We start from the raw sequence: 20,797 nt of genomic DNA, 5'->3' as shown, positions 1-20,797 counted from the left end.
ACGCTCAGAAGGCGGTGAACAGGGGTTCCCCGTGGTCGGTGGCCGCCCAGAGCGCGGTCGCGCGTTCGAGCTTGTCGGGATTGATCTGGTTGCGGAACGCGGCGATGCCCTCGGCGGTGACCTCCAGGCACATGATGCCGACGACCCGGCCGTCCACGACGGCCACGACGGCGGGGTCGCCGTTGGCCGTCCAGGCGTAGACCTCGGCCGTGCCGCCGACCAGGGCGCGCTTGGCCGGGCCGGGTTTGAACAGGCCCCGCAGGAACGTGGCGACCGCGACGGCGCCCTCGAACGCCTTGGCGCGGGCCGGGACCTTCCCGCCGCCGTCGCCGATCGAGACGGCGTCCTCGGTGAGCAGGCGCACCAGCGGCTCGATCCGGCCGCTGGTGGCGGCCGCCAGGAACTCCTCGACGATCCGCCGGGCGGTGACCTCGTCGATCTCGGTACGGGCCCTGCCCTCCGCGACGTGCTTCTTGGCGCGGTGGAAGATCTGCTGACTGGCGGCCTCGGTGATGTCGAGGATCTCGGCGATCTCCCGGTGCGGGTAGTCGAAGGCCTCCCGCAGCACGTACACCGCCCGCTCGTTGGGGGACAGGCGCTCCATGAGGGTGAGGACCGCGTAGGAGACCGATTCGCGCTGCTCGGCGGTGTCGTCCGGGCCCAGCATCGGGTCCCCTCCCAGCAGCGGCTCGGGAAGCCATTGGCCCACATAGGTCTCGCGGCGCGCCCGGGCGGAGGTGAGCTGGTTGAGGCACAGGTTGGTGAGGACCTTCGTCAGCCAGGCCTCGGGGACCTCGATGCGGTCGACGTCGGCGGCCTGCCAGCGCAGGAAGGTCTCCTGCACGGCGTCCTCGGCCTCCCCGGCGGAGCCGAGGAGGCGGTAGGCGATGGCCTGCAGACGCGGTCTGGAGGCCTCGAACCGGTCGACGTCGCTCGCGGTCAGGGGCATGCACCGATCCTAGATCGCACGGCACGGACCGGCCGCGATGGGGCCCGGACCGGCGTCAGCCGTCAGCCGTCAGCCGTCAGCCGTCAGCCGTCCATGGTGACCACGACCTCGCCCCTCGCGTGTCCCCGTTCGAGATAACGGACGGCCTCCACGAAGACGCCCGTGGGCGCGAGCACCCGGTGCCCGCGCCGGACCCGGCCCTTGTCGCTCAGCCCCTGGAGTGCGGTGAGCGCCGCCACCGGGACGGCCGCGGCCTGCTCGAACGTCAGCCCGGCCGGCATCGCGCGCAGCATGCCGTCCTGAAGCAGACAGGCGTACTCGGCCAGGCCCGTCGTGCCCGGCACGAGGTCCAGGCCGCAGCCGCCGTACACCTCGTCCCCCGGCCGGAAGCCGGTGACGGCGCGGCTGGTCGCCGAGGGGCTCAGCAACAGGCAGACCGGCGAGCGGCTGTTCATCTCGGAGCACACGGTGGACAGCCACGTACGGACGATCATGAACAAGCCGGGCTTCAACTCGCGGGCGCAGATCGCCGCCTGGATGGCCGCTTCCGGCCCGTAGTCACGAAATGCTGCTCCCTGTCGCTCTTGATCCTCATAATTGATGATCCGCAATGACCGCCGCAGGGGGGAGCCGACATGCCGGATGTCGCGCCGATCGGCCCGGGAGATCCCGGGAGCGTGGACGGGTACGAGATCGCCGGGCGGCTCGGGGAGGCGGTCTACCTGGGACGCCCGCCCGGCGGGGACCGGGTCGTCGTCAGGCTGCTCCCGGCCGATCTCGATCCGGGGCGTTTCCTCGCCGCGACCGGGCCGCTGCGGGAGATCTCGGCGTTCTGCACCGCCGAGATCCTGGACACCGGGGTGGCGGACGGCCGGCCGTACATCGTGAGCGAGTACATCGACGGCCCCAGCCTCAAGGAGGCCGTCGCCTCCTCGGGCACCCTGCGGGGCCCGGCGCTGCACCGGCTCGCGGTCGGCATGATGACGGCGCTGGTCGCCGTCCACCAGGCCGGGATGACGCACGGTGACATCCGCCCCGACAACGTGGTGCTGGGCCCCGACGGGCCACGAGTGATCAACTTCGGGGTGGCCAGGGCCCTCTCCTCGACCGACGCCGCCGACACCCGCAGCGTCGGCGTCCCGGCCTTCACCGCCCCGGAACTGCTCCGGGGCGAGGCGCCCGCGCCCGCGGCCGACCTGTTCGGCTGGGCCGCGACCCTGGCGTTCGCCGCGACGGGGCGCTCCCCCTTCGACGGCGGCTCGATGGCCGGGACCGTCAACCGCATCCTCAACGACGAACCGGACCTGGAAGCGGTGGAGGACGACCTGCGCGGCGTCGTCGCGGCCTGCCTGTCCAAGGATCCGCACGCCCGCCCCACGGCGAGCGACGTCCTGCTCAAGCTGGTCGGCGAACTGCTCACCACCGACCTCGGCCCTCCCCCGGCGGCCCCCCGTCCGGTACGGCGCGGCCGGCCGCTGCTGCTCGGCGCGGGGGCCGTGGCCGTCGCGCTGCTCTCCGGGAGCGCCGTGTACCTGCTCACGTCCCCGTCGGCGGCCTCGGCGCCCGCCGCGGCGGGCACGCCGTCCCCGGCCGGAGAGCTCCTGCCCGCCGCCGCGCCCGGCGCCACGGGGCCGGAGATCGTCCTCTCCCCGCTGGAGGAGGTGGAGAAGGCGTCCAAGGACATCGTCCTGCCCGAGGTCGGCATCACCCTGCACGAGCACCCGAAGGACCCGGTCAGGCTCAGCGGGTACATGTGGGTGAAGGAGCCCTTCAACACCTACGTCCGGGAACGGGGGAAGGACTCCTACCGCCAGGTGGACAACCTGACGTCCCCGGCGCTGTCACCCGACGAGGAACTGGTGGCCCTCAGCCCCGGCCTGAAGTTCACCCAGTCGGACACGGACTACCTCAAGATCACCAAAGTCTCGACCGGTGAGTCCTTCACGGTGCCGACCGTGAAGAAGCCGTTCGAGAGCGCCTTCCCGGTGTGGTCGAAGGACGGCTCCAAGGTGCTGCTCACGGTCATCCAGAAGGACAAGCCGGTGAGCGGCGGATTCGTGATCGTGGACGTGGCCGCGAAGAAGTCCACCCTCGTGGTGACCGAGGTCGTCGGCTCCTCCACCGCCCCCTTCACCTTCGCCCCCGACGGAACGGTCGCCCGGCGCTTCTTCGACGGCAAGACCCCCGGGGCCGACTTCTACAACCTCCAGGGACAGATCGTCCGGACCATGCGCTGGGTGGGCACCCCCCGGGGCACGGACTGGTTCTCCCCGTCCGGAAGGCTCTTCACCACCATCTGTCCCAAGGAGAAGGGCATCTGCGTGTGGGACACGGTGACGGGCAACCGCCGCCACACCGTTCCCGACGACGGTGTGACCGAGCTCATCGGCTGGTTCAACGAGAACCACCTGCTGGTGGTGAAGAACGTCGGGAAGAACCGCCAGGCCCAGGTGATCGACTTCGTCGGCGGGACGCATCGGGTGCTCGCCGACATCAAGGGCAGGGTCGACGAGAAGGCCAAGGGCAAGGACATCACCGCGGTCCTGAGTTTCACCCGCAGGTCGGCCCCCTGATGCCGGTCGATCCCCTGCGTACCGCCGATCCCGCACGGATCGGTCACCACCGCATCATCGGCAGGCTGGGCGCGGGCGGGCAGGGCGTGGTCTACCTGGCCGAGTCGCCTTCGGGCGAGCGGGTCGCGGTCAAGCTCCTGCGCACCGGCGTCGGCGACTCCGACTCGGCCGGGCTCCGCGAGTTCCACCGGGAGATCGAGCTGGCGCTGCGGGTGAAGGCCTTCTGCACGGCGCAGGTGCTGGAGCACGGCGAGTTCGGCGGCATGCCGTACATCGTGAGCGAGTACGTCGACGGCCCCAGCCTCGCGCGGGTGATCTCCGAGCGCGGGGTCCTGCGTGGCACCGAGCTGCGCAGGCTGGCCGTCGGGACGCTCACCGCGCTGTCGGCGATCCACCAGGCGGGGGTGGTCCACCGGGACCTCAAGCCCGCCAACGTGCTGCTGGCCAGGGACGGGCCCCGCGTCATCGACTTCGGCATCGCCCGGGCGGCGGACTCCGAGGCGACCGCCGAGCACGTCGTCGGCACTCCGCCCTACATGGCGCCCGAGCAGTTCAACGGGGCGCCCACCGGACCGGCCTCCGACATGTTCGCCTGGGCGGCCACGGTGACCTGCGCGGCGACCGGAACGCCCCCGTTCGGGACGGGACCGGTGCCGGCGACCATCCACCGGATCCTGTCCGGTGAGCCGAAGCTGGGCGAGTTGGAGGGGGAGCTGCGGGAGCTGGTCCTGCAGTGCCTGGCCAAGGATCCGGCGGCGCGGCCGACCGCCACGACCGCGCTGCTGCGGTTGCTCGGCCATTCCGTGCCGCCGCCGCGCCTGCTGGCCGAGGGACGCGCGCAGGCGGGAGGGTACGGGGCCGCCGGGCAGGAGACCGGGAGGCAGAGGACCGGCGGCCGGGAAGCCGGCGGGCGGAAGGCGGGTGAGCGGGAAGGCGCCGGACGGGAGACCGGCGGGTGGGAGACCGGTGGAGGGGAGACCGGTGGCCAGGAGAACCCGGCCGGGCTCCGGGACACGCTTCCCGCGCCGGGTCCCGGTTCTCCGGCGCGGGGTCGCCGTACGGCCGTGGCGGGCCTCGCCGCGGTGGCGCTCGCGCTCTCCGCCGGGGTGGGGATCCATCTGGCGCGGGCCGCGGGCGAACGGCCGGAGGGCCCGGGTGCCGGTACGGCGGATCGCGGGGCGGCCGATCAAGAGACGGCGGCCCCGCTCGCGCAGCGCAGGACCGACGGAACCATGGCCCCGGAGTCGACCACGTCGGTACGGATTCCGGGAACGCGGATCACCCTGCGGGAGAACCCCGCGGACTCCTGGCGGGTCACCTCCTACGAGGACAACCGGGACACCGTGCTCTCGGGCCTCGCGTCCGTCAGGGCCCGGGACGGGGACACCTTCGAGCGGTTCGAGGGCAGGCACGACCTCGTCGTGTCTCCGGGTGGCTCGTTCTTCGTGGCCAGTCCGCACTTCAAGACCGACTTCTTCGACTTCGACCAGGTCCGGATCGTCGACCGGGTCACCGGGCAGCAGTCCGTCGTGCGGACGGTCCAGCGACCGGCGCAGAGCCGCTACCCGCGCTGGTCGCCCGACGGCTCCCTGGTGCTGCTGACGACCTTCGGGACGGTCGGCGCGAAGCAGCTGATAGGGCGGAGCACAGGCTTCACGATCGTGGACATGGCCACGCGCCGCGGGCGGCACGTCCCCGTCGCCGATGACAACGACGAGCCCCGCATCTACGCCTGGGGTCCCGACGGGACCACCGTGATCCAGCAGGCTCCCGGCGGCGCGGTCCGGGTCAGGAACCTGGACGGCACACTCGTCCGCACGCTGCCCTCGGTCGGCGAGATGACGTGGAGTGACGTCGCGGTCACCCCGCTGGGCACGGTTGTCACCACAGTCTGTCCCGACGAATCCGGAAACATCTGCCTGTGGGACTACGTCACCGGCGCGAAGAAGGCCACGGTACCCCTCGCCGAGGGGACGGCCTTCGCCGGCTGGCTGGGCGGGCGCAACCTGCTGGCGGTCAGGTCCGGGGGGAGGGAGAAGGAGGTGGTCGTGCTCGATCTCCAGGGCCGCCCCGTACGCGTCCTGGCCGAGGGGCCCGCCGCCGAGATGGATCAGATCGACCTGGAGTACACCGCGGTCACTCCGTGACGGCCTCAGGAGCGGCGATGCGCGGCTCGGCCGTTCTCCTTCGCGACCGCCTCGCGTACGGCCGGGGCGATACGCCCCGGCCCGGGTGACATTCACCCGTCTCATTGTTCGCCGAGCGAACTATCTGCTCCCTCTCGGGAACCGGCCGAGCGGAACACGGCTGCCGTCCGATGACATCGCCCCGGCTCCGGAGGTGATCCCCGTCGCCGGAACGCCGGGCGGGCCCTTCGCCGACGGGCCGGCCGGAGCGGGACAGGGGGCCTCCGGCGCGATCATGACCGTGCGCCCTGACAGCCCTTATTCCCTTGGGCGTACGAGCACGCCACTGACCTGGGCAGATGAATTTTCGGCAACGACAGTCTTGTCAACCCGACAGACGCCACCCTATCCTCCCGGATGGAAAGCGCTTTCCTAACTTATCAGGATTCTTCCGGTGGAGGCGACCATCGCGCCACCCTCACGACGTGAACGGCGACGGCTCCCCGTGACCCGGACCGCAGCGGAACCCCCGAACCGATCCACACCGAGAAGACCACCCGCCTCCGGGCCGGGCCGCGGGCCTGCCCGGCGACAGACCGGCGGCCTCGACGGCCCGCCGAGACGACCACGACACGTAGCAGTACCCGGCGTTCGAAGCTGAAAGGGAACACGAGAATGAGACGATCAGTCGCACCGCGGCTCTGTGCGGCGCTGGCCACGACGGCCATCGCGACCGCGACCGGTGTGGTTCTGTCGATGCCCGCGGCGTCGGCGGCAGCCGCCGGCGCCACCGGCTACGCGACCCAGAACGGCGGGACCACCGGCGGCGCGGGCGGGCAGACGGTACGGGCCACCACGGGAACCGCGATCCACGCGGCCCTGTGCAACCGGGCCAGCAGCAGCACCCCGATCATCATCGAGGTCGAGGGGACCATCAACCACGGCAACACCGGCAAGGTCTCGGGCGACAGCTGCAGCACCGCCGCCGGCCTGATCGAGCTCAAGCAGATCAGCAACGTCACGATCGTCGGCGTCGGCAGCGGAGCCGTCTTCGACCAGCTGGGCATCCACATCCGCGACTCCAGCAACATCATCATCCAGAACGTGACCGTCCGGAACGTCAAGAAGTCGGGCTCGCCCACGTCCAACGGCGGCGACGCCATCGGCATGGAGGGCACGGTCCGCAACGTCTGGGTCGACCACACCACCCTGGAGGCGTCAGGCGGGGAGTCGGAGGGCTTCGACGGCCTCTTCGACATGAAGGGCAACACCCAGTACGTGACCCTGTCCTACAGCGTCCTGCGCAACTCCGGCCGCGGCGGCCTCGTCGGGTCCAGTGAGAGCGACCTCTCCAACGGCTTCATCACCTACCACCACAACCTGTACGAGAACATCGACTCCCGTACGCCCCTGCTGCGTGGCGGCGTCGCCCACATCTACAACAATTACTACGTGAGCCTCAACGAGTCCGGCATCAACTCCCGGGCCGGGGCACGCGCCAAGGTGGACAACAACTACTTCAAGAACTCCAAGGACGTCCTGGGCACCTTCTACACCGACGCGGCCGGTTACTGGCAGGTCAGCGGCAACATCTTCGACAACGTGACCTGGTCCAGCCCCGGGACCGACAACAAGCCCGCCGGCCCCAACCCGCAGTCCAACACCACCGTCACCATCCCGTACCCCTACAGCCTCGACGCGGCCAGCTGCGTGCCGGGCATCGTGACGCAGACGGCGGGCGCCAACAAGGGACTGAAGGTGTCGAACGGCAGCTGCTCGGCGCAGACGCCGACACCGACGCCGACCGTGACGCCCACGTCGAAGCCGACCGTCACCCCCACCGTCACGCCGACCGTCACCCCCACCGCCACGCCGACCTCGACCCAGCCCAGCGGGACCAACCTCAGCATCGGCGCCGGCTCCGACGGTTCCAGCAAGGCCGGCGGGACGAGCTACGGCAACGTGCGGGACGGCGACATGAGCACGTACTGGTCGCCGGCCGGCTCGACCGGCTCCATCTCGATCAAGTGGGGCTCCGCCACCGCGGTTTCCAAGATCAACGTCCGTGAGGCGCCGGGCTCCGCGGGCAGCATCAAGACCTGGCGGGTCGTCAACGGCGACACCGGCGCCGTCCTGACCTCCGGCAGCGGTGCGGGCGTCATCACCTTCCCCCGGACCTCGCTGCGCAAGCTCACCTTCGAGATCACCGGCTCGACCGGCACGCCCAAGATCGCCGAGTACGAGACCTACGCCGGATAGCGGTGCGCGAGCTCGCGCACGTTCCCGCCCGACCAGCGCTCCAGGAGTTCGAGGTCGTGGCTGACGGCGAGGACTCCGGCGCCGGTACGCGCGCGGTAGGCCTCGATCCTGGCCACCAGGTGCGCCTGGGTGGAGGCGTCCAGCATGGTCGTCATCTCGTCGCAGATCAGGTAGCGGGGTTCGAGCGCGAGCGCGCGGGCCACGCACGCGCGCTGGAGCTGGCCGTCGGAGACCTCGTGGGGGCGCCGGGAGTGCAGCTCGGGGGTGAGGCCCAGCTCCTCGGCCAGCTCATGGGCGCGGGCCAGGGGACGGCGGTTGGCGCGCAGCGGTTCGGCGATGACCTCGATCAGGGTGAAGCGGGGGTCCACGGCCAGGCGGGGCTGCTGGAAGACCAGGCCGATGGCGGTCCGCCGGGGCGCGCGGTGCCGCCAGCGGTGGACCGGCTGCCCGTCGAGGACCACCCGGCCGCCGGAGGGGCGCAGGAGCAGGGCGAGGACCCGGGTCAGGGTGGACTTGCCGCACCCGCTCGGCCCGGCCAGCCCCACGACCTCGCCGGGGCGGACGGTGATGGCCGCCCGGTCGAGGACCCGGTGACGGCCGAAGGTGACGGTGATGTCGGCGGCTTCAAGCATGGTGGCAGGCCACTCCGTTCAGGACGGGCTGCTCGTCGCAGAGGGCGGTGGCGCGTGAACAGCGTGGCTGGAAGGCGCAGCCCGCGGGCAGGCGGGTGAGCTCGGGCGGCCGGCCGGGGATCGGGGTGAAGCCGCGTGTGGGCAGGGCGTCCAGCAACCCGGCGGCGTACGGGTGGCGGGGGGCGGTGAAGAAGGTCCGGGCCTCGGCGATCTCGACGACGCGGCTGGCGTACATGACCGCGACGTCGTCGGCGACCCGTTCGGCGGCGCGCAGGTCGTGGGTGATGAGCAGGACCGCCCTGCCCTCGTCGCACAGGCGGCGCAGCTCGGCCATGGTCGCCTCGACGAGCGGGCGGTCCAGGCCGGTGGTGGGCTCGTCGGCGAGGATCAGCGGCGGGTCCCCGGCTAGGGCCAGGGCGTTGGCGACGCGCTGGGCCATGCCGCCGGACAACTGGTGCGGGTAGCGGTCGAGGTCGCCGGGGCGCAGACCGGCCCGCCGGGCCAGCTCGTCGGGGGTCTCGGGCCGGTCGAGCTCGCGCAGCGCCTCGGCCAGCTGGGCGCGTGCCGTGCGGACCGGGGTGAGATGGGCCGCGGGGCTCTGCGGGACCAGGCCGATGCGGCGGCCGCGCACCTCGCGGGCCAGCGTCCGCTCACCGGCGGTGATCAGGTCCAGGGAGTCCAGCCAGGCGTGACCGGTCACGGTGGCGTTGGCGGGCAGCAGGCCGAGCAGGGCGTGGGCCATGACCGACTTGCCGCAGCCGGACTCACCGACCAGCGCCAGGCAGCGGCCCTCGCGCAGCTCGAACCGGGCGTCGGTGACGGCCTGCACGACCGCGCCGGGCAGCCGGAAACGGACCGACAGGCCGTCGACACGCAGCTTCACAGGGTCAGCTCCGATCGGTGGCGCGGGTTGCTCCGGTCGCGCAGGTGCTGGGCGAGCGCGGAGATCGCCAGGGTGGGCAGCAGGATCAGCAGGCCGGGGAAGAGGCTGGACCACCAGTCTCCCGCCAGCAGGGAGCGCTGCCCGTCATTGATCATGTTGCCGAGCGAGGCGAGGTGGGCGGGCAGGCCCAGGCCGAGGAAGCTGAGGGCAGTCTCGTGCCAGATCGCGTGCGGGACCATCAGTACGGTGGCCAGCAGCAGGTGCGGCGCGAGGTTCGGCAGGAAATGACGGTGAACGATGCGTGCCCTCGACGAACCGCCGGAGATCGCGGCGTCCACGAAGGGGCGTCCGCGCAGCGACAGCACCTCGGAGCGGACGATCCGGGCGGCCGTCGTCCAGTGCGTGACGGCCACCGACACGACCACCGCGGTCGCGCTGGGCGCGAACAGTGCCACGATGAAGATGCCGAACAACAGGTGCGGCAGCGAGTTGAAGCCGTCCACGATCCGCATCAGCAGCCTGTCGACGACCCCTCCGGCCGCACCCGCCAGCAGCCCCACCAGCCCGCCGATCACCACGCTGACCAGCGCCGCGGTCAGCCCGACCAGGAGCGAGACCCGCAGGCCGTAGATCGAGCGCAGCAGCACGTCACGGCCGACCTCGTCGGTGCCGAACGGATGCGCCCACGACGGCGGCCGCCCGGCCGAGCGCAGGTCCACGAGCTGCTGGTCGAGCTGGGCGAACAGCGGCACCAGCAGCACGGCCGTGACCAGCACGGCGAGGGTGCCCAGGGCCAGCAGGCGGCGGCGGGCGGGCCGTCCCGCGGCCCGGCCGGATACCTCCGCCCGCGCCTGCCACCGCGTCTCCGGCGTCTCCGGCGTCTCCGGCGTCCCGGCTGTCCCCGTCGTCTCGGTCGCCTCCGTCGGCTTCGGTGTCTTCGGCGTCTCCGGTGCGGCCATCAGCTCACCCCCAGCACGCGCACCCGGGGGTCGGCCACGGTGTAGGCCAGATCGGCCAGCAGGTTGCCGAGCACCACCGCGACGGTCGCCAGCAGGGTGAGCGCCGCGAGCAGCGGGAAGTCCACGGCCAGCGCCGCCTTGATCGTCGTTCCCGCGACCCCGGGCCAGGAGAACACCGCCTCCACCAGGATCGCCCCCGTCACCAGTTCGGGCACCCGCGCCCCCATGATCGTGATGAACGGCAGCAGCGCCGAGCGCAGCGCGTGCCGTACCAGAACGGTCCGGGAACGCAGGCCCCTGGCCCGCGCCCCGAGGATGAAGTCCTCCCGCAGCACACCGATGACCGACTCGCGGACGAACAGCAGCAACCACGACGACTGCGAGAACGCCAGGACCGCCACCGGCAGCACCAGGTGGTGCAGCAGGTCGGGCAGCGTCACCGTGGCCGAGGCGGCGTCGGTCAGCCCGCCCGCGGGCAGCCAGCCCAGCTTGACCGCGAACACCCAGATCACCAGCAGCCCGACCCAGAAGACCGGCGCGGCCTCGTTGGCGAACGCCGTACCGGTGACCAGGCGGTCCAGCCACGAGTCCCGGCGCCAGGCCGCCAGCGTGCCGGCCACCAGGCCGACCACCAGCATCAGCACCAGCGCGCAGCCCACCACCAGCAGGGTCCAGCCGAGCCGCTCACCGATCACCTGGGTGACCGGCAGCCGCAGCGACCGCGACTCCCCCAGGTCGCCGGTGACCAGATTGCCCAGCCAGGTGGCGTACTGCTCGACCAGCGGCCGGTCCAGTCCCCAGTTGGCGCGGATCTGCGCCGCGATCTCCGGGCTGGTGGTCATCGCCCGGTCGCCCAGGTACTGCCGTACCGGATCGAACGGTGACGCCTTGGCCAGGGCGAACATCGCGAACGTCACCGCCAGCAGCAGGGGCACCGCCATCGCCGCCCGCCAGGCGACGATCCGCACCCAGGTCACGAGGCGGGCCTCCAGCCGACCACCGTGCCCAGCAGGCCGCCGGTGGCGTGGGCGTGCGGCTCCACGCCCACGGTCAGGCCGCTCCAGTCACCGCGTACGACGTAGGTGTGCTTGAGGTAGACCAGGTACAACCAGACCGCGTCGTCGTGGATGCGCCGCTGCACCTCGTCGTAGGCCTTCTTGCGCACCGCCGGGTCGGTGCTCCGCCGTCCCTGCTCCAGCAGCTCGTCCACCTCGGGGTTGTCGTAGCGGCCCGGGTTGAAGAAGCCCTTGCCCGCGAAGGAGGAGTGGAAGAGCTCGTAGTTGATGTAGTCGGGGTCGAACGGGGTGCCCCAGCCCATGATCAACGCGTCCTCCGCCATGCGCGGCTCGATCGCGTCCCAGTCCAGCCCGGCCAGCCGCACGTCGATGCCGATCTTCTTGGCGTCGGAGGCCACGGCCAGCGCCAGCTCCTTGCGCAGCGAGTCGCCCGCCGGATACATCAGCGTGAACGCCGCGGTCATGCCGTCCTTGACCCGGACGCCGTCGGCGCCCGCCTTCCACCCGGCCTCCTCCAGCACCTGTACGGCCCCGGCCCGGTCCGGCGCCGCCGACCCCCGGACGGCCGGGTTGTGCCAGTCGGTGCCCGGCGGGATCGGCCCGAACGCCGCCTGCCCGGCACCCGCCAGGATCACCGACACCATCGCCTCCCGGTCGAGGGCCAGGTTGAGCGCCCTACGGATCGCCAGGTCGCCGGTGACCGGCTGATCCAGCGGGAACATGACGCCGCGGTAGTCCGCGCTCGGCGCCTCGTACACGGTCAGGCCGGGCTGGTTCCTGAACCGGGTGACCGCCTTGGGCGGCAGCTCGGTCGCGGTGAACTCCCCGGCGGCCATCCGCGTCGCGCGGGCGTTGTCGTCGGCGGTGTAGGCGAGCACCAGGTTCTTCACAGCCGGAGCGCCGCCCCAGTAACGCTCGTTGGCCCTGAGAGTGATCTTGTCTCCCTTCGTCCAGGAGACGAAGGTGAACGGGCCGGTGCCGACCGGGTCGGCCTTCGGATCGGACTTGTCGGGAACGATGCCGAGCGTGGCCCGTTGCAGGATCGGCGCGTAGGCGTACTTCAGGCGGAAGACCACCGTCCGCGCGTCCGGCGCCTCGACTCGCTCGATGGCCGCGTAGTCACCCTGGATCGGCGAGTTGTTGGCCGGGTCGAGCACCTCGTTGTAGGTGTAGGCCACGTCGGCGCCGGTCAGCGGCCTGCCGTCGTGGAAGGTGACCCCTTGGCGCAGCGTGAACGTCACCGTGGTGCCCGACGCCTCGGGCAGCGCCTCGGCCAGCGCGGGCTCCAGCTTCAGGTCCGGTGTCCGGCGGACCAGCCCGTCGAAGATCAGCGAACCGCCGTCCGGGGTGTAGCCGAGCACCGGGCTGAGCGAGTCCGGTTCCGACCCCAGCCCCAGCACCACCGTGTCCTGCGCCCCGCGGGGGGCCGCGGACTGCGAGGGGGCCGAGCATCCGGCCAGCGCGAAGGCGACTGCCCCGATCAGTACGAATCTGCGCCTCATGCTGGCGACCGTAGAGCCTAGGACTTGCTATTGCAAATAAGTCGCAAATAATAGAGGCACGCATCGGCTGGCATCCCGGCGTCATTCCCTCCTCCTCGGCCTGCGCCTGCTTCCTCGACCTGCGCCCGCCCGCGCCGGCGGAACCACAGGCGGGTTCCCTCAGCGCGCGGCGACGGAACCGTCGGCGGATGCGGTGTCGTCGTCCAGCAGGAAGCCTCCGGACTGGTGGTGCCAGAGCCGGGCGTAGGGGCCCTGGGCCTGGAGCAGCTCGTTGTGGCTGCCCTGCTCCACGATGCGTCCCCGGTTGAGCACGACGAGCCGGTCCATGCGGACCACGGTGCTCAGGCGGTGCGCGATGACGAGCGTGGTACGGCCCTGCATCAGGCGCCACAGGGCCTCCTGGACGAGGATCTCGCTCTCGGAGTCCAGGGCGCTGGTCGCCTCGTCCAGCAGCAGGATCGGGGCGTCCCGCAGGATGGCCCGCGCGAGGGCGACGCGTTGCCGCTGGCCGCCGGAGAGCTTGACGCCCCGCTCGCCGATCAGGGTGTCGAACCCGTCCGGCAGCGCCTCGACGAAGTCGGTGACATGCGCCGCCCGCGCGGCCCGGAGGATCTCCGCCTCGGTGGCGCCCGGCCGGGCGAACGCGATGTTGTCGCGCACGGACCGGTGGAACATGGCGGGTTCCTGGGGGACGTAGGCGATCAGGCTGCGCAGGTCGGCCTGGCGCAGCCGGGCGATGTCCTGGCCGCCTATCAGGATCCGGCCTCCGTCGATGTCCATGAGGCGCAGCAGCAGCCGGGTGAAGGTGCTCTTGCCTCCGCCGGACCGGCCGACCAGCCCGATCTTGGCGCCGTCGGGGATCTCCAGGTCCAGGTCCTCGAACAGGGGCGGGCCGTCGCCGTACGCGAACCTCACCCGCTCGAAGCGGACGCTCGCGTCGGCCGGGCGCAGCGGCTGCGGGTCGGCCGGGTCCACCACGGCCGGCGGCACCAGGAGCAGCTCGGTGAACTGGGCCGCCTCGGTGAGCACGCTCTCCATCCGCCGGTATATCTGGTTGAACTCGAACATGATGCTGGTCGTGTTCGTGTAGTAGGTGAACGTCACCACGATGGCCTCCACGCCGAGGCCGCCGCGGAGCGCCACGGCCAGGAGCAGGCCCACGGAGCTGGTGAGCACCGCGAGCGGGGCGACGACGGTGTCCACCCGGAGATTGCCGTAGTCCCAGGAACGCAGGGACAACCTGTACTGCTCGGCGACCCTGGCCCGGTGTTCGGCGGCCTCGCGCTCCTCGGCGGCGAACGCGCGGACCGTCTCCATGTTGGCCAGCACATCGGCGACGTGGCCCGACACCCGCACCTTGGCGGCCTCGCGTTCGTTCACCAGCACCTGGCGGCGGCGGATGAGCGGGGCGACGAGGAAGCCGGTGACGACGATGAGGCTCAGGAGGACGACGACCAGCAGCGGGTGATACCGCCACAGCACCACCGAGGCGAAGGCCAGCGGCACCAGCTTGGCCACGATCTGGAACGTGAGCGTGTCGGCGAAGTCCTCGAAGTTGGCGGAGAACCCCAGCACCCGTTTGGTCAGCGATCCCGCGAAGTTGTCGTGGAAGAACGCGGTGTCCTTCGAGAGCAGCTCGTCCATGCCCATCACGCCGAGCCGCTCGATGCCGCGGGCGTCGGTGCGGTTCAGGAAGTGCAGCCCCACCCGCCACAGCACCTCACCCGCCAGCAGCAACGCGCCGAACCCGAGCACGTACGGCAGGAGCGCGTCGAGGGAGCCGGCCCCGCCGGCCGCCAGATGCCCCACGAGCCCGGCCACCGCCAGCGGCGCCAGATAGAACAGGCAGATGTTCCCCATCGCCGGCAGTGTCAGCGCGGGCACCGCGACTGGCCACTGGCGTCTCAGCTCACCGCAGTAGTAGCGCAGCGCCAGCAGGACCGCCGATTTCCGCGCGGACGGACCGGCTCCGGACTCTCCGGGTGATCCGAGCGCAGTCATCCGCCCTCCCGAGTACCGATGCCTCCGTGACCATGCTGCCGCAGCGTGTCACGGGGGAGCGAACGGTTTTCCGGCCGCTCCGATCGGTGGTCACGGTGCCCGGCCACCCGCGCGAGGACCCGGAACCCGCACGCCGGAGGGTGTTCCCCGGCCGACGCCCGGTGCCCCGGACGAGACGGCGCCGTCCCGCCATCATGGCAGGATGTTGCAATAACCCGTCATTGCAGACAGCCTCCGGCCGCCCGATAGTTGAGGGCATGAGCGCCCGCCCCGCCCTTCCCCACGTCGTCGTGATCGCGATGTTCCCGGGAGTCGACACGTTGGACGTGACCGGCCCGGCCGAGGTCTTCGCGATGGCCGGCCAGTTCCTGGGCAACCGGCGTGCCGGTTACGAGGTGCGGCTGGCCGGTGAACGGCGCGGCCCGGTACCGACCTTCTCGGGAGTGCGGATCTGCGTGGAGGAGGTGTTCGCCGAGCAGCCTCAGGCCGTCGACACCCTGCTGGTGCCGGGCCGGATGCTGATCGGCCCGGGAGGGCCGGTCCCGCAGATCGACCCGGGCGTGGTGGCGTGGCTGCGCGAGGCGGGACCCCGGGCGGGCCGGGTGGCGTCGGTGTGCGCGGGCGCGCACATCACCGCGGCCGCCGGACTGCTGGACGGGCACCGCGCCACCACCCACTGGGCGACCGTCGAACGGCTCGCCGCCGACCACCCCGAGATCGAGGTCGAGTCCGATCCCATCTTCGTCCGCTCGGGCCGGATGTGGACCAGCGCCGGAATCACCTCCTCGATGGATCTCGCCCTGGCCCTGGTCGCCGAGGACCACGGCGACCAGGTCGCCCTCGACGTCGCCCGCGCGATGGTCATGTACCTGCAGCGGCCGGGCGGGCAGAGCCAGTTCAGCGTGCCGCTGGCACAGCGCCCCGGCGACCGCGAGGACATCCGCGGCCTGCGGCTGTGGATCGGCGAGCACCTGGACGCCGACCTGTCGGTGCCCGCGCTGGCGGCGCGGATGGTGATGAGCGAGCGGCACTTCGCCCGGGTCTTCCACGCCGAGACCGGCAGCACGCCGGGCGCCTTCGTCGAGAGCATGCGGCTGGAGGCCGCGCGCCGGATGCTGGAGCGCACCGGCCGGCCGCCGTCCGACATCGCCAGGGCGTGCGGATTCCGTTCGGTGGAGACGCTGCACCGGGTCTTCCGTGAGCGGCTGGGCACCACACCGGGCGAGTACCGCCGCAGATTCCGCGCCACCGCCTCCGGCTGACCCACGGGCGCACCGGCCGGCTCGCCGGCGCACCGATCGATCCACAGGCACGCCGATCGATCCACAGGCGCGCCGCCCCGGCCGTACCCCCTCCTGACACCCGGGGCCGCACCCGCGGCACCGGTCGATCCCGCGTGCCCCGCAAAGGCGCGCACACCATCGGAAAGAGACGACATGAAGATCACTGCCACGCACATCGGCACCGCGACCGTCCTGCTGGAGATCGGCGGGCTGCGCCTGCTCACCGACCCCGTCTTCGACCCCGCTCCGGCCGAGTACGACTACGGCCCCGTCGTGCTGCGCAGCACCGCGGGCCCGGCGATCGAGGCCGGCGACCTGCCGCCGGTCGACGCCGTCCTGCTCAGCCACGACGAGCACTACGACAACCTGGACACGATCGGCCGCACGCTGCTCGACGGGCGTCCGGTGCTGACCACCGTCAGCGGCGCCGGACGCCTCGGCGGCGGTGCCGTCGGCCTGGAGCCGTGGACCACCCACGAGCTGACCGTCGGCGGCACGACGCTGCGGATCACCGGCACCCCCGGCGTGCACGGCCCCTTCGGGGACGTCACCGGTTTCGTCGTCGAGGAGCCCGGGGAGGAGGAGGCCCTCTACATCTCCGGGGACACCGTCTACTTCGACGAGCTCGACGAGATCGGCCGCCGGTTCACCGTCGGCACCGCCCTGCTGCACCTGGGGGCCCCGCGCATCCAGAACTTCGGCGGCGGCGAGCTGATCTGCATGGACGGCGCGCAGGGCGCGGCGCTCACCCGCTCACTGCGGGCCCGCAGGGTCTGCCCGATCCACTACACCTCCTGGGAGCACTTCACCGAGGACCGCGAGCAGGTCACCGCGTGCTTCACCGCCGCGGGGCTCGCCGACCGCCTCCACTGGCTCACCCCCGGTGTCCCCGAGGTCCTCGACCCCGCCGGCCCCAGCGGCCCCACCGCGTAGGGCGGCGCGAGCCGCGGTTCTCCCGGCGGCCGAACCGCGGTTCCCCCGGACGGCCACAGATGGCGCATCTTGACATTTCGTGCTTTTTCACACTGAGACAGGCCGGTTTCGCTACCGTCTCATGCGTTCCGTACGAGAGGACCCCCGGATGCGACGCCTGCCCCCCGTTCTCGCAGCCACGCTCGCCACGAGCCTGCTCCTGCCCGCCCAGGCCTCGGCGCAGCCCGCCCGGAGCGGGGAGAGCGCCGCGGCCACCCGCGGGGCGGTGAAGCCGGCCGGGGAGAAAGCGGTCAGGGGGAAGGCGACGTTCTACGAGCTGCGGCCCGGTGCAGGTAACTGCTCCTATCCGTCGCCCCCGGCCGGTGACCTCTATGTCGCGCTCTCCCCCGGCGAGTACGCCGCCGCGGCCGCCTGCGGCGGCTACCTGAACGTCACCGGGCCGAAGGGAACCGTCCGGGTCAAGGTCGTCGACCAGTGCCCGGAGTGCCCGGCGGGGCACATCGACCTGAGCCGCAGGGCCTTCGTCCGCATCGCGGACCCCGGCAAGGGCGTGGTGGGGGTCACCTACCGCCCGGCCCGCGACCCGCGGATCGGCAAGCCGCTCTCCTTCCGCGTCAAGGAGGGCTCCTCGCAGTGGTGGCTGGCCCTGCTGGTCGTCGACCACGGCAACCCGCTCTCCTCGGTCGAGGTGAAGGCCGCCGGCGGCGTGTGGCGCAAGCTGGTCCGGGCCGACTACAACTACTGGATCGCCGGGTCCGGCCTGGGCCGGGGCCCCTTCGCCGTACGGGTCACCGACACCCGCGGCCACCGGGTCACGGCCGAGCGCGTCCGCCTTGCCCCCGGCGTCGTCCAGCGCACCACCGCGAAGATGTACTGACCCGGGCCGGCGGCGCCCTCAGGTGGCGAAGACGCCCTGCCGGCGGATCGTCTGCCAGGGCAGGCGCGCTCCGAGGAGGGCGGTCGCCACCGACTGGATGACCACCAGGTACATCAGCTGCCGGTAGAACAGCTGCTGCAGCGGCAGCGCCCACAGCACGGAGGCCGGTTCGCGGTCCAGCCGCAGCGCGTACCAGCCGCCGAGCGCCTGCAGCAGCCCGAATCCCGCCCAGACGGCCACCGCCGGCAGCGGGTCGCCCGTCACCGCGCCGTAGACGGCCATGATGTCCACGACCGGCGCGAGCAGCGGCAGCGCCACGTGGAAGAGGGCCAGGTAGCCCAGGCAGCGGCGGCCGAACGGGCCCGGCTCCACGATCGCGCGGCGGTGTTTCCACATCGCCTGCAACGTGCCGTAGCACCACCGGTAGCGCTGGCGCCACATCTGCCGGAGCGAGGCCGGCGCCTCGGTCCAGGCGAGCGCGTCCTCCGTGTAGACCACCCGCCAGCCGCCCCGGCCCAGGGCCATGCTCAGGTCGGTGTCCTCGGCCAGGGTGTCGCCGCTCAGCCCGCCGACCGCCCGCAGCGCCGAGCGCCGGAAGGCGCCGATCGCCCCCGGCACGGTCGGCATGCACGTCAGCAGGTCGAAGGCCCGGCGGTCGAGGTTGAAGCCGATGACGTACTCGATGTGCTGCCAGCGCCCGAGCACACCGCCCCGGTTGCCCACCTTGGTGTTGCCGCTGACCGCGCCCACGGCCGGGTCGGCGAACGGACGGACGAGGTTCCCGATGGTGGCGGGCTCGAAGACCGTGTCACCGTCCACCATGACGACGATCTCGTGTGAGGCGTGCGCGACACCGGTGTTGAGCGCGGCGGCCTTCCCCCCGTTGCGTCGCCGGATCAGCCGTACCCGCGGCAGGCCGAGTGCGGAGACCACGGCGGCGGTGCCGTCGGCGGAACCGTCGTCGACGACGATGACCTCCAGCGCTCCGGGATAGCCGGTGTTCACCAGCGAGCGCACGGTGGCCCCGATCCCGGCCTCCTCGTTGTAGGCGGGGACGATCACGGTGACCCCGGGCGGTCCGGCCCACGCCGGGGTGGACCGGACGCCTCTTCCGTGACCCCGCGTACGGCGGACCCGCGCACGGCGGACGTGCACCCGGGCCAGGAGCAGGAAGACCACCAGCCGGAGCAGGGTGAGCGCCGCGGCGACGGCCAGGATCCACGACATCGCCGCGGCGAAGACGGCGGCTGCGCGCTGGGCGAGGATCAGCCCGGAGCCGACGAAGCGGTCCGTGTGCCCGGCCGGAGTGTGCGCCCCGGGCACGCCGAGCGCGGCCGTGAGGGTCGTCACCCGGTACCCGCGCCCGGCGAGCCCGGTGAGCAGCCGGTCCACCTCGTGCGCCGTGCGGCCGGGCTCGTCCCCGGAGCCGCGCATCGTGACCACCGCCCCTCTCCGGGGGGAGACCAGGCGGGCGGTCCGTGCGGCTCCCCCGTCGGCGGGATCGGCGGCGTCCAGATCACTGAGCGCGAGGAGATAGCCCTCCGCGCTCATGGACCGCAGCACCCGCAGCTGGGCTCCGGTGAGGGCGGCCGGCGAGGAGGAGTACGGCGGGCGCGCCAGGCGGGTGTACACGCCCGCGGCCGCGGCCAGCGCCTTCTGCGTCAGTGACAGCTCCAGCCGGAGCCGCCAGTCGGACACGGCGGTGAGGTCGGCGTGCGCGTAGGTGTGGTTGCCGATCTCGTGCCCCTCGGAGACGATCCGCCGGGTCAGCCCGGGGTGCTCCGCGACTCTGGCGCCGACGGCGAAGAAGGTCGCGTTGACGCCGTGCTCGGCGAGCACGGCGAGGACCTGCGGCGTCCACCGCGGATCCGGGCCGCCCTCGAAGGTGAGCGCCACCGTACGGGCCGGGAGGCGGGCACCGGCCCACGCGCCGCCGACCGGCGCGTCGGCGGCCTGGCCGAGCACGGGTCCGCCGCGCCGTACCCGGTCGAGCTCGGTGGAGGACCGGTCCGGTGGCGGGTGGGGGGCGGCGGGTATCTCACCCGTCGCGCCGGCGACGTACGCGTCGAGCACCAGCGCTCCCGCCGTCAGGAGCATGACGACCGCGACCAGGACCCAGTGCCCTCGCGGGTCGGCCTGCGGCCGGCGCCGCCGCCGCGCCGCGGACCGGTTTCTCCCGGCGGCGCGCACGGGCGCTCCGTGCGGGATCACGTTCCCGTCCCGGTGTCCCGGTCGTCCCGGTTCCCCGGGCCGTCCGGGCCGTCATGGTCGGGCGGGCTCCCGTCCGGTGACCCGCTGAGGTCGGGGGCGGGCCCGTCGGGTTCGACCAGGTTCCTCTCCTCCACCGGTTCCCGGGAGGGGGGCACGGACCCGGTGGGGGAGACCGGTCCGGGCGACGGGGACCGCCGGGCGGACCGCGGCGGCGCGGTCGTCACCTTGGACCGCGCGGAGGCCGCGACCTGCGGGGCGTGGGAGACGGCCGGCGCCGGATGTTCCCGGGCGGGCGTCTCCGCGGTGCCGGAGGCGTCGGGACGGGGCGCGCGCCGGACCGTCCGCGCGGGCGCGTCCGGAGTGGGGTGGACGGCGGAGCCCGTGGGGACGCTCCCGAGCCGATCGACCGCCGGGAGCAGGGGCGGTGCGAACAGTCCGCCCACCACGGTCGCCGTCAGGGCGAATCCGAGCGTGCCGACGACGCCCCCCGCCGCTCTCAGAAGCCGCCTGCGGCGGCCGGTCCCGTCGACGAACACGGCGGCGCCGGTGGGTGGATACCTGTCCTTCACGTGCGGAGAGCGTAATGACGCCGG

General features: G+C 72.5%; 17 protein-coding genes. 7 read left to right on the top strand and 10 right to left on the bottom strand.

Annotated features, from left to right (window positions below):
* Positions 1-4 precede the first annotated feature (4 nt).
* Together IEZ08_RS14480 and IEZ08_RS14475 are read right to left on the bottom strand one after the other, a co-directional pair.
* On the bottom strand, positions 5-949 hold the full coding sequence (locus IEZ08_RS14480; protein ID WP_068927961.1) for an RNA polymerase sigma-70 factor: 945 nt from the start codon (positions 947-949) through the stop codon (positions 5-7).
* 83 nt (positions 950-1,032) lie between these two features.
* Positions 1,033-1,404 (bottom strand): MDR/zinc-dependent alcohol dehydrogenase-like family protein, encoded by a 372-nt coding sequence (locus IEZ08_RS14475; RefSeq protein WP_229803121.1) that lies wholly within the window; start codon positions 1,402-1,404, stop codon positions 1,033-1,035.
* On the opposite strand from IEZ08_RS14475, the gene IEZ08_RS14470 reads away from it, so the two are divergent.
* From IEZ08_RS14470 to IEZ08_RS14455, 4 genes are all read left to right on the top strand, one after another.
* Entirely contained in the window at positions 1,343-1,507 is a 165-nt protein-coding gene (locus tag IEZ08_RS14470; protein WP_229803108.1) for a response regulator transcription factor, read from the top strand. The genes IEZ08_RS14475 and IEZ08_RS14470 overlap by 62 nt on opposite strands.
* 77 nt (positions 1,508-1,584) lie before the next feature.
* Positions 1,585-3,522, top strand: a complete 1,938-nt coding sequence (locus IEZ08_RS14465; RefSeq protein ID WP_189242299.1) for a serine/threonine protein kinase — start codon at positions 1,585-1,587, stop codon at positions 3,520-3,522.
* On the top strand, positions 3,522-5,669 hold the full coding sequence (locus IEZ08_RS14460) for a serine/threonine-protein kinase (RefSeq protein ID WP_189242298.1): 2,148 nt from the start codon (positions 3,522-3,524) through the stop codon (positions 5,667-5,669). Before IEZ08_RS14465 ends, IEZ08_RS14460 begins: the two co-directional genes overlap by 1 nt.
* Before the next feature lie 654 nt (positions 5,670-6,323).
* The gene (locus IEZ08_RS14455) at positions 6,324-7,907 is read left to right on the top strand and encodes a pectate lyase family protein (protein ID WP_189242297.1); all 1,584 of its coding nucleotides are present in this window, start codon (positions 6,324-6,326) and stop codon (positions 7,905-7,907) included.
* Here IEZ08_RS14455 and IEZ08_RS14450 read toward each other — a convergent pair.
* The 6 genes from IEZ08_RS14450 to IEZ08_RS14425 all read right to left on the bottom strand — a co-directional run bounded on the left by IEZ08_RS14450 (position 7,895) and on the right by IEZ08_RS14425 (position 14,900).
* The gene (locus IEZ08_RS14450; RefSeq protein WP_068927966.1) at positions 7,895-8,539 is read right to left on the bottom strand and encodes an ABC transporter ATP-binding protein; all 645 of its coding nucleotides are present in this window, start codon (positions 8,537-8,539) and stop codon (positions 7,895-7,897) included. The two genes, IEZ08_RS14455 and IEZ08_RS14450, sit on opposite strands and share 13 nt — an antisense overlap.
* Positions 8,532-9,422 carry an ABC transporter ATP-binding protein gene (locus IEZ08_RS14445; protein WP_203863177.1) on the bottom strand — a complete coding sequence of 297 codons (891 nt, stop codon included), beginning with the start codon at positions 9,420-9,422 and terminating at the stop codon, positions 8,532-8,534. The genes IEZ08_RS14450 and IEZ08_RS14445 overlap by 8 nt, the downstream gene beginning before the upstream one ends.
* A complete protein-coding gene (locus tag IEZ08_RS14440) occupies positions 9,419-10,381 on the bottom strand; it encodes an ABC transporter permease (protein ID WP_084780791.1) in 963 nt (320 codons plus the stop codon). The genes IEZ08_RS14445 and IEZ08_RS14440 overlap by 4 nt, the downstream gene beginning before the upstream one ends.
* Positions 10,381-11,358, bottom strand: coding sequence for an ABC transporter permease (locus tag IEZ08_RS14435; protein ID WP_229803106.1), 978 nt, complete (start codon positions 11,356-11,358; stop codon positions 10,381-10,383). Before IEZ08_RS14435 ends, IEZ08_RS14440 begins: the two co-directional genes overlap by 1 nt.
* Positions 11,355-12,899 (bottom strand): ABC transporter substrate-binding protein, encoded by a 1,545-nt coding sequence (locus IEZ08_RS14430; RefSeq protein WP_189242296.1) that lies wholly within the window; start codon positions 12,897-12,899, stop codon positions 11,355-11,357. Before IEZ08_RS14430 ends, IEZ08_RS14435 begins: the two co-directional genes overlap by 4 nt.
* 159 nt (positions 12,900-13,058) lie before the next feature.
* On the bottom strand, positions 13,059-14,900 hold the full coding sequence (locus IEZ08_RS14425; RefSeq protein WP_068927968.1) for an ABC transporter ATP-binding protein: 1,842 nt from the start codon (positions 14,898-14,900) through the stop codon (positions 13,059-13,061).
* Between the two features lie 257 nt (positions 14,901-15,157).
* On the opposite strand from IEZ08_RS14425, the gene IEZ08_RS14420 reads away from it, so the two are divergent.
* The 3 genes from IEZ08_RS14420 to IEZ08_RS14410 all read left to right on the top strand — a co-directional run bounded on the left by IEZ08_RS14420 (position 15,158) and on the right by IEZ08_RS14410 (position 17,993).
* The gene (locus tag IEZ08_RS14420) at positions 15,158-16,162 is read left to right on the top strand and encodes a GlxA family transcriptional regulator (protein ID WP_068927969.1); all 1,005 of its coding nucleotides are present in this window, start codon (positions 15,158-15,160) and stop codon (positions 16,160-16,162) included.
* Positions 16,163-16,336: 174 nt separating this feature from the next.
* Positions 16,337-17,116: an MBL fold metallo-hydrolase gene (locus tag IEZ08_RS14415; RefSeq protein ID WP_068927970.1), complete on the top strand. Its 780-nt coding sequence runs from the start codon at positions 16,337-16,339 to the stop codon at positions 17,114-17,116.
* Positions 17,117-17,264: 148 nt separating this feature from the next.
* Positions 17,265-17,993, top strand: a complete 729-nt coding sequence (locus tag IEZ08_RS14410; protein ID WP_068927971.1) for an expansin EXLX1 family cellulose-binding protein — start codon at positions 17,265-17,267, stop codon at positions 17,991-17,993.
* An 18-nt stretch (positions 17,994-18,011) separates the two neighbouring features.
* Here the strand turns inward: IEZ08_RS14410 and IEZ08_RS14405 are convergent, their stop codons facing one another.
* Both IEZ08_RS14405 and IEZ08_RS14400 read right to left on the bottom strand, forming a co-directional pair.
* Positions 18,012-20,204, bottom strand: coding sequence for a bifunctional polysaccharide deacetylase/glycosyltransferase family 2 protein (locus IEZ08_RS14405; protein ID WP_229803104.1), 2,193 nt, complete (start codon positions 20,202-20,204; stop codon positions 18,012-18,014).
* The gene (locus IEZ08_RS14400) at positions 20,201-20,773 is read right to left on the bottom strand and encodes a hypothetical protein (protein WP_084780793.1); all 573 of its coding nucleotides are present in this window, start codon (positions 20,771-20,773) and stop codon (positions 20,201-20,203) included. Before IEZ08_RS14400 ends, IEZ08_RS14405 begins: the two co-directional genes overlap by 4 nt.
* Positions 20,774-20,797 lie beyond the last annotated feature (24 nt).

Source organism: Planobispora rosea (assembly GCF_014648175.1).
In the GTDB taxonomy this organism is placed as follows: domain Bacteria; phylum Actinomycetota; class Actinomycetes; order Streptosporangiales; family Streptosporangiaceae; genus Planobispora; species Planobispora rosea.
Note: the sequence above shows the minus strand (reverse complement) of the source record. Positions and strands in the feature narration are given on the sequence as shown.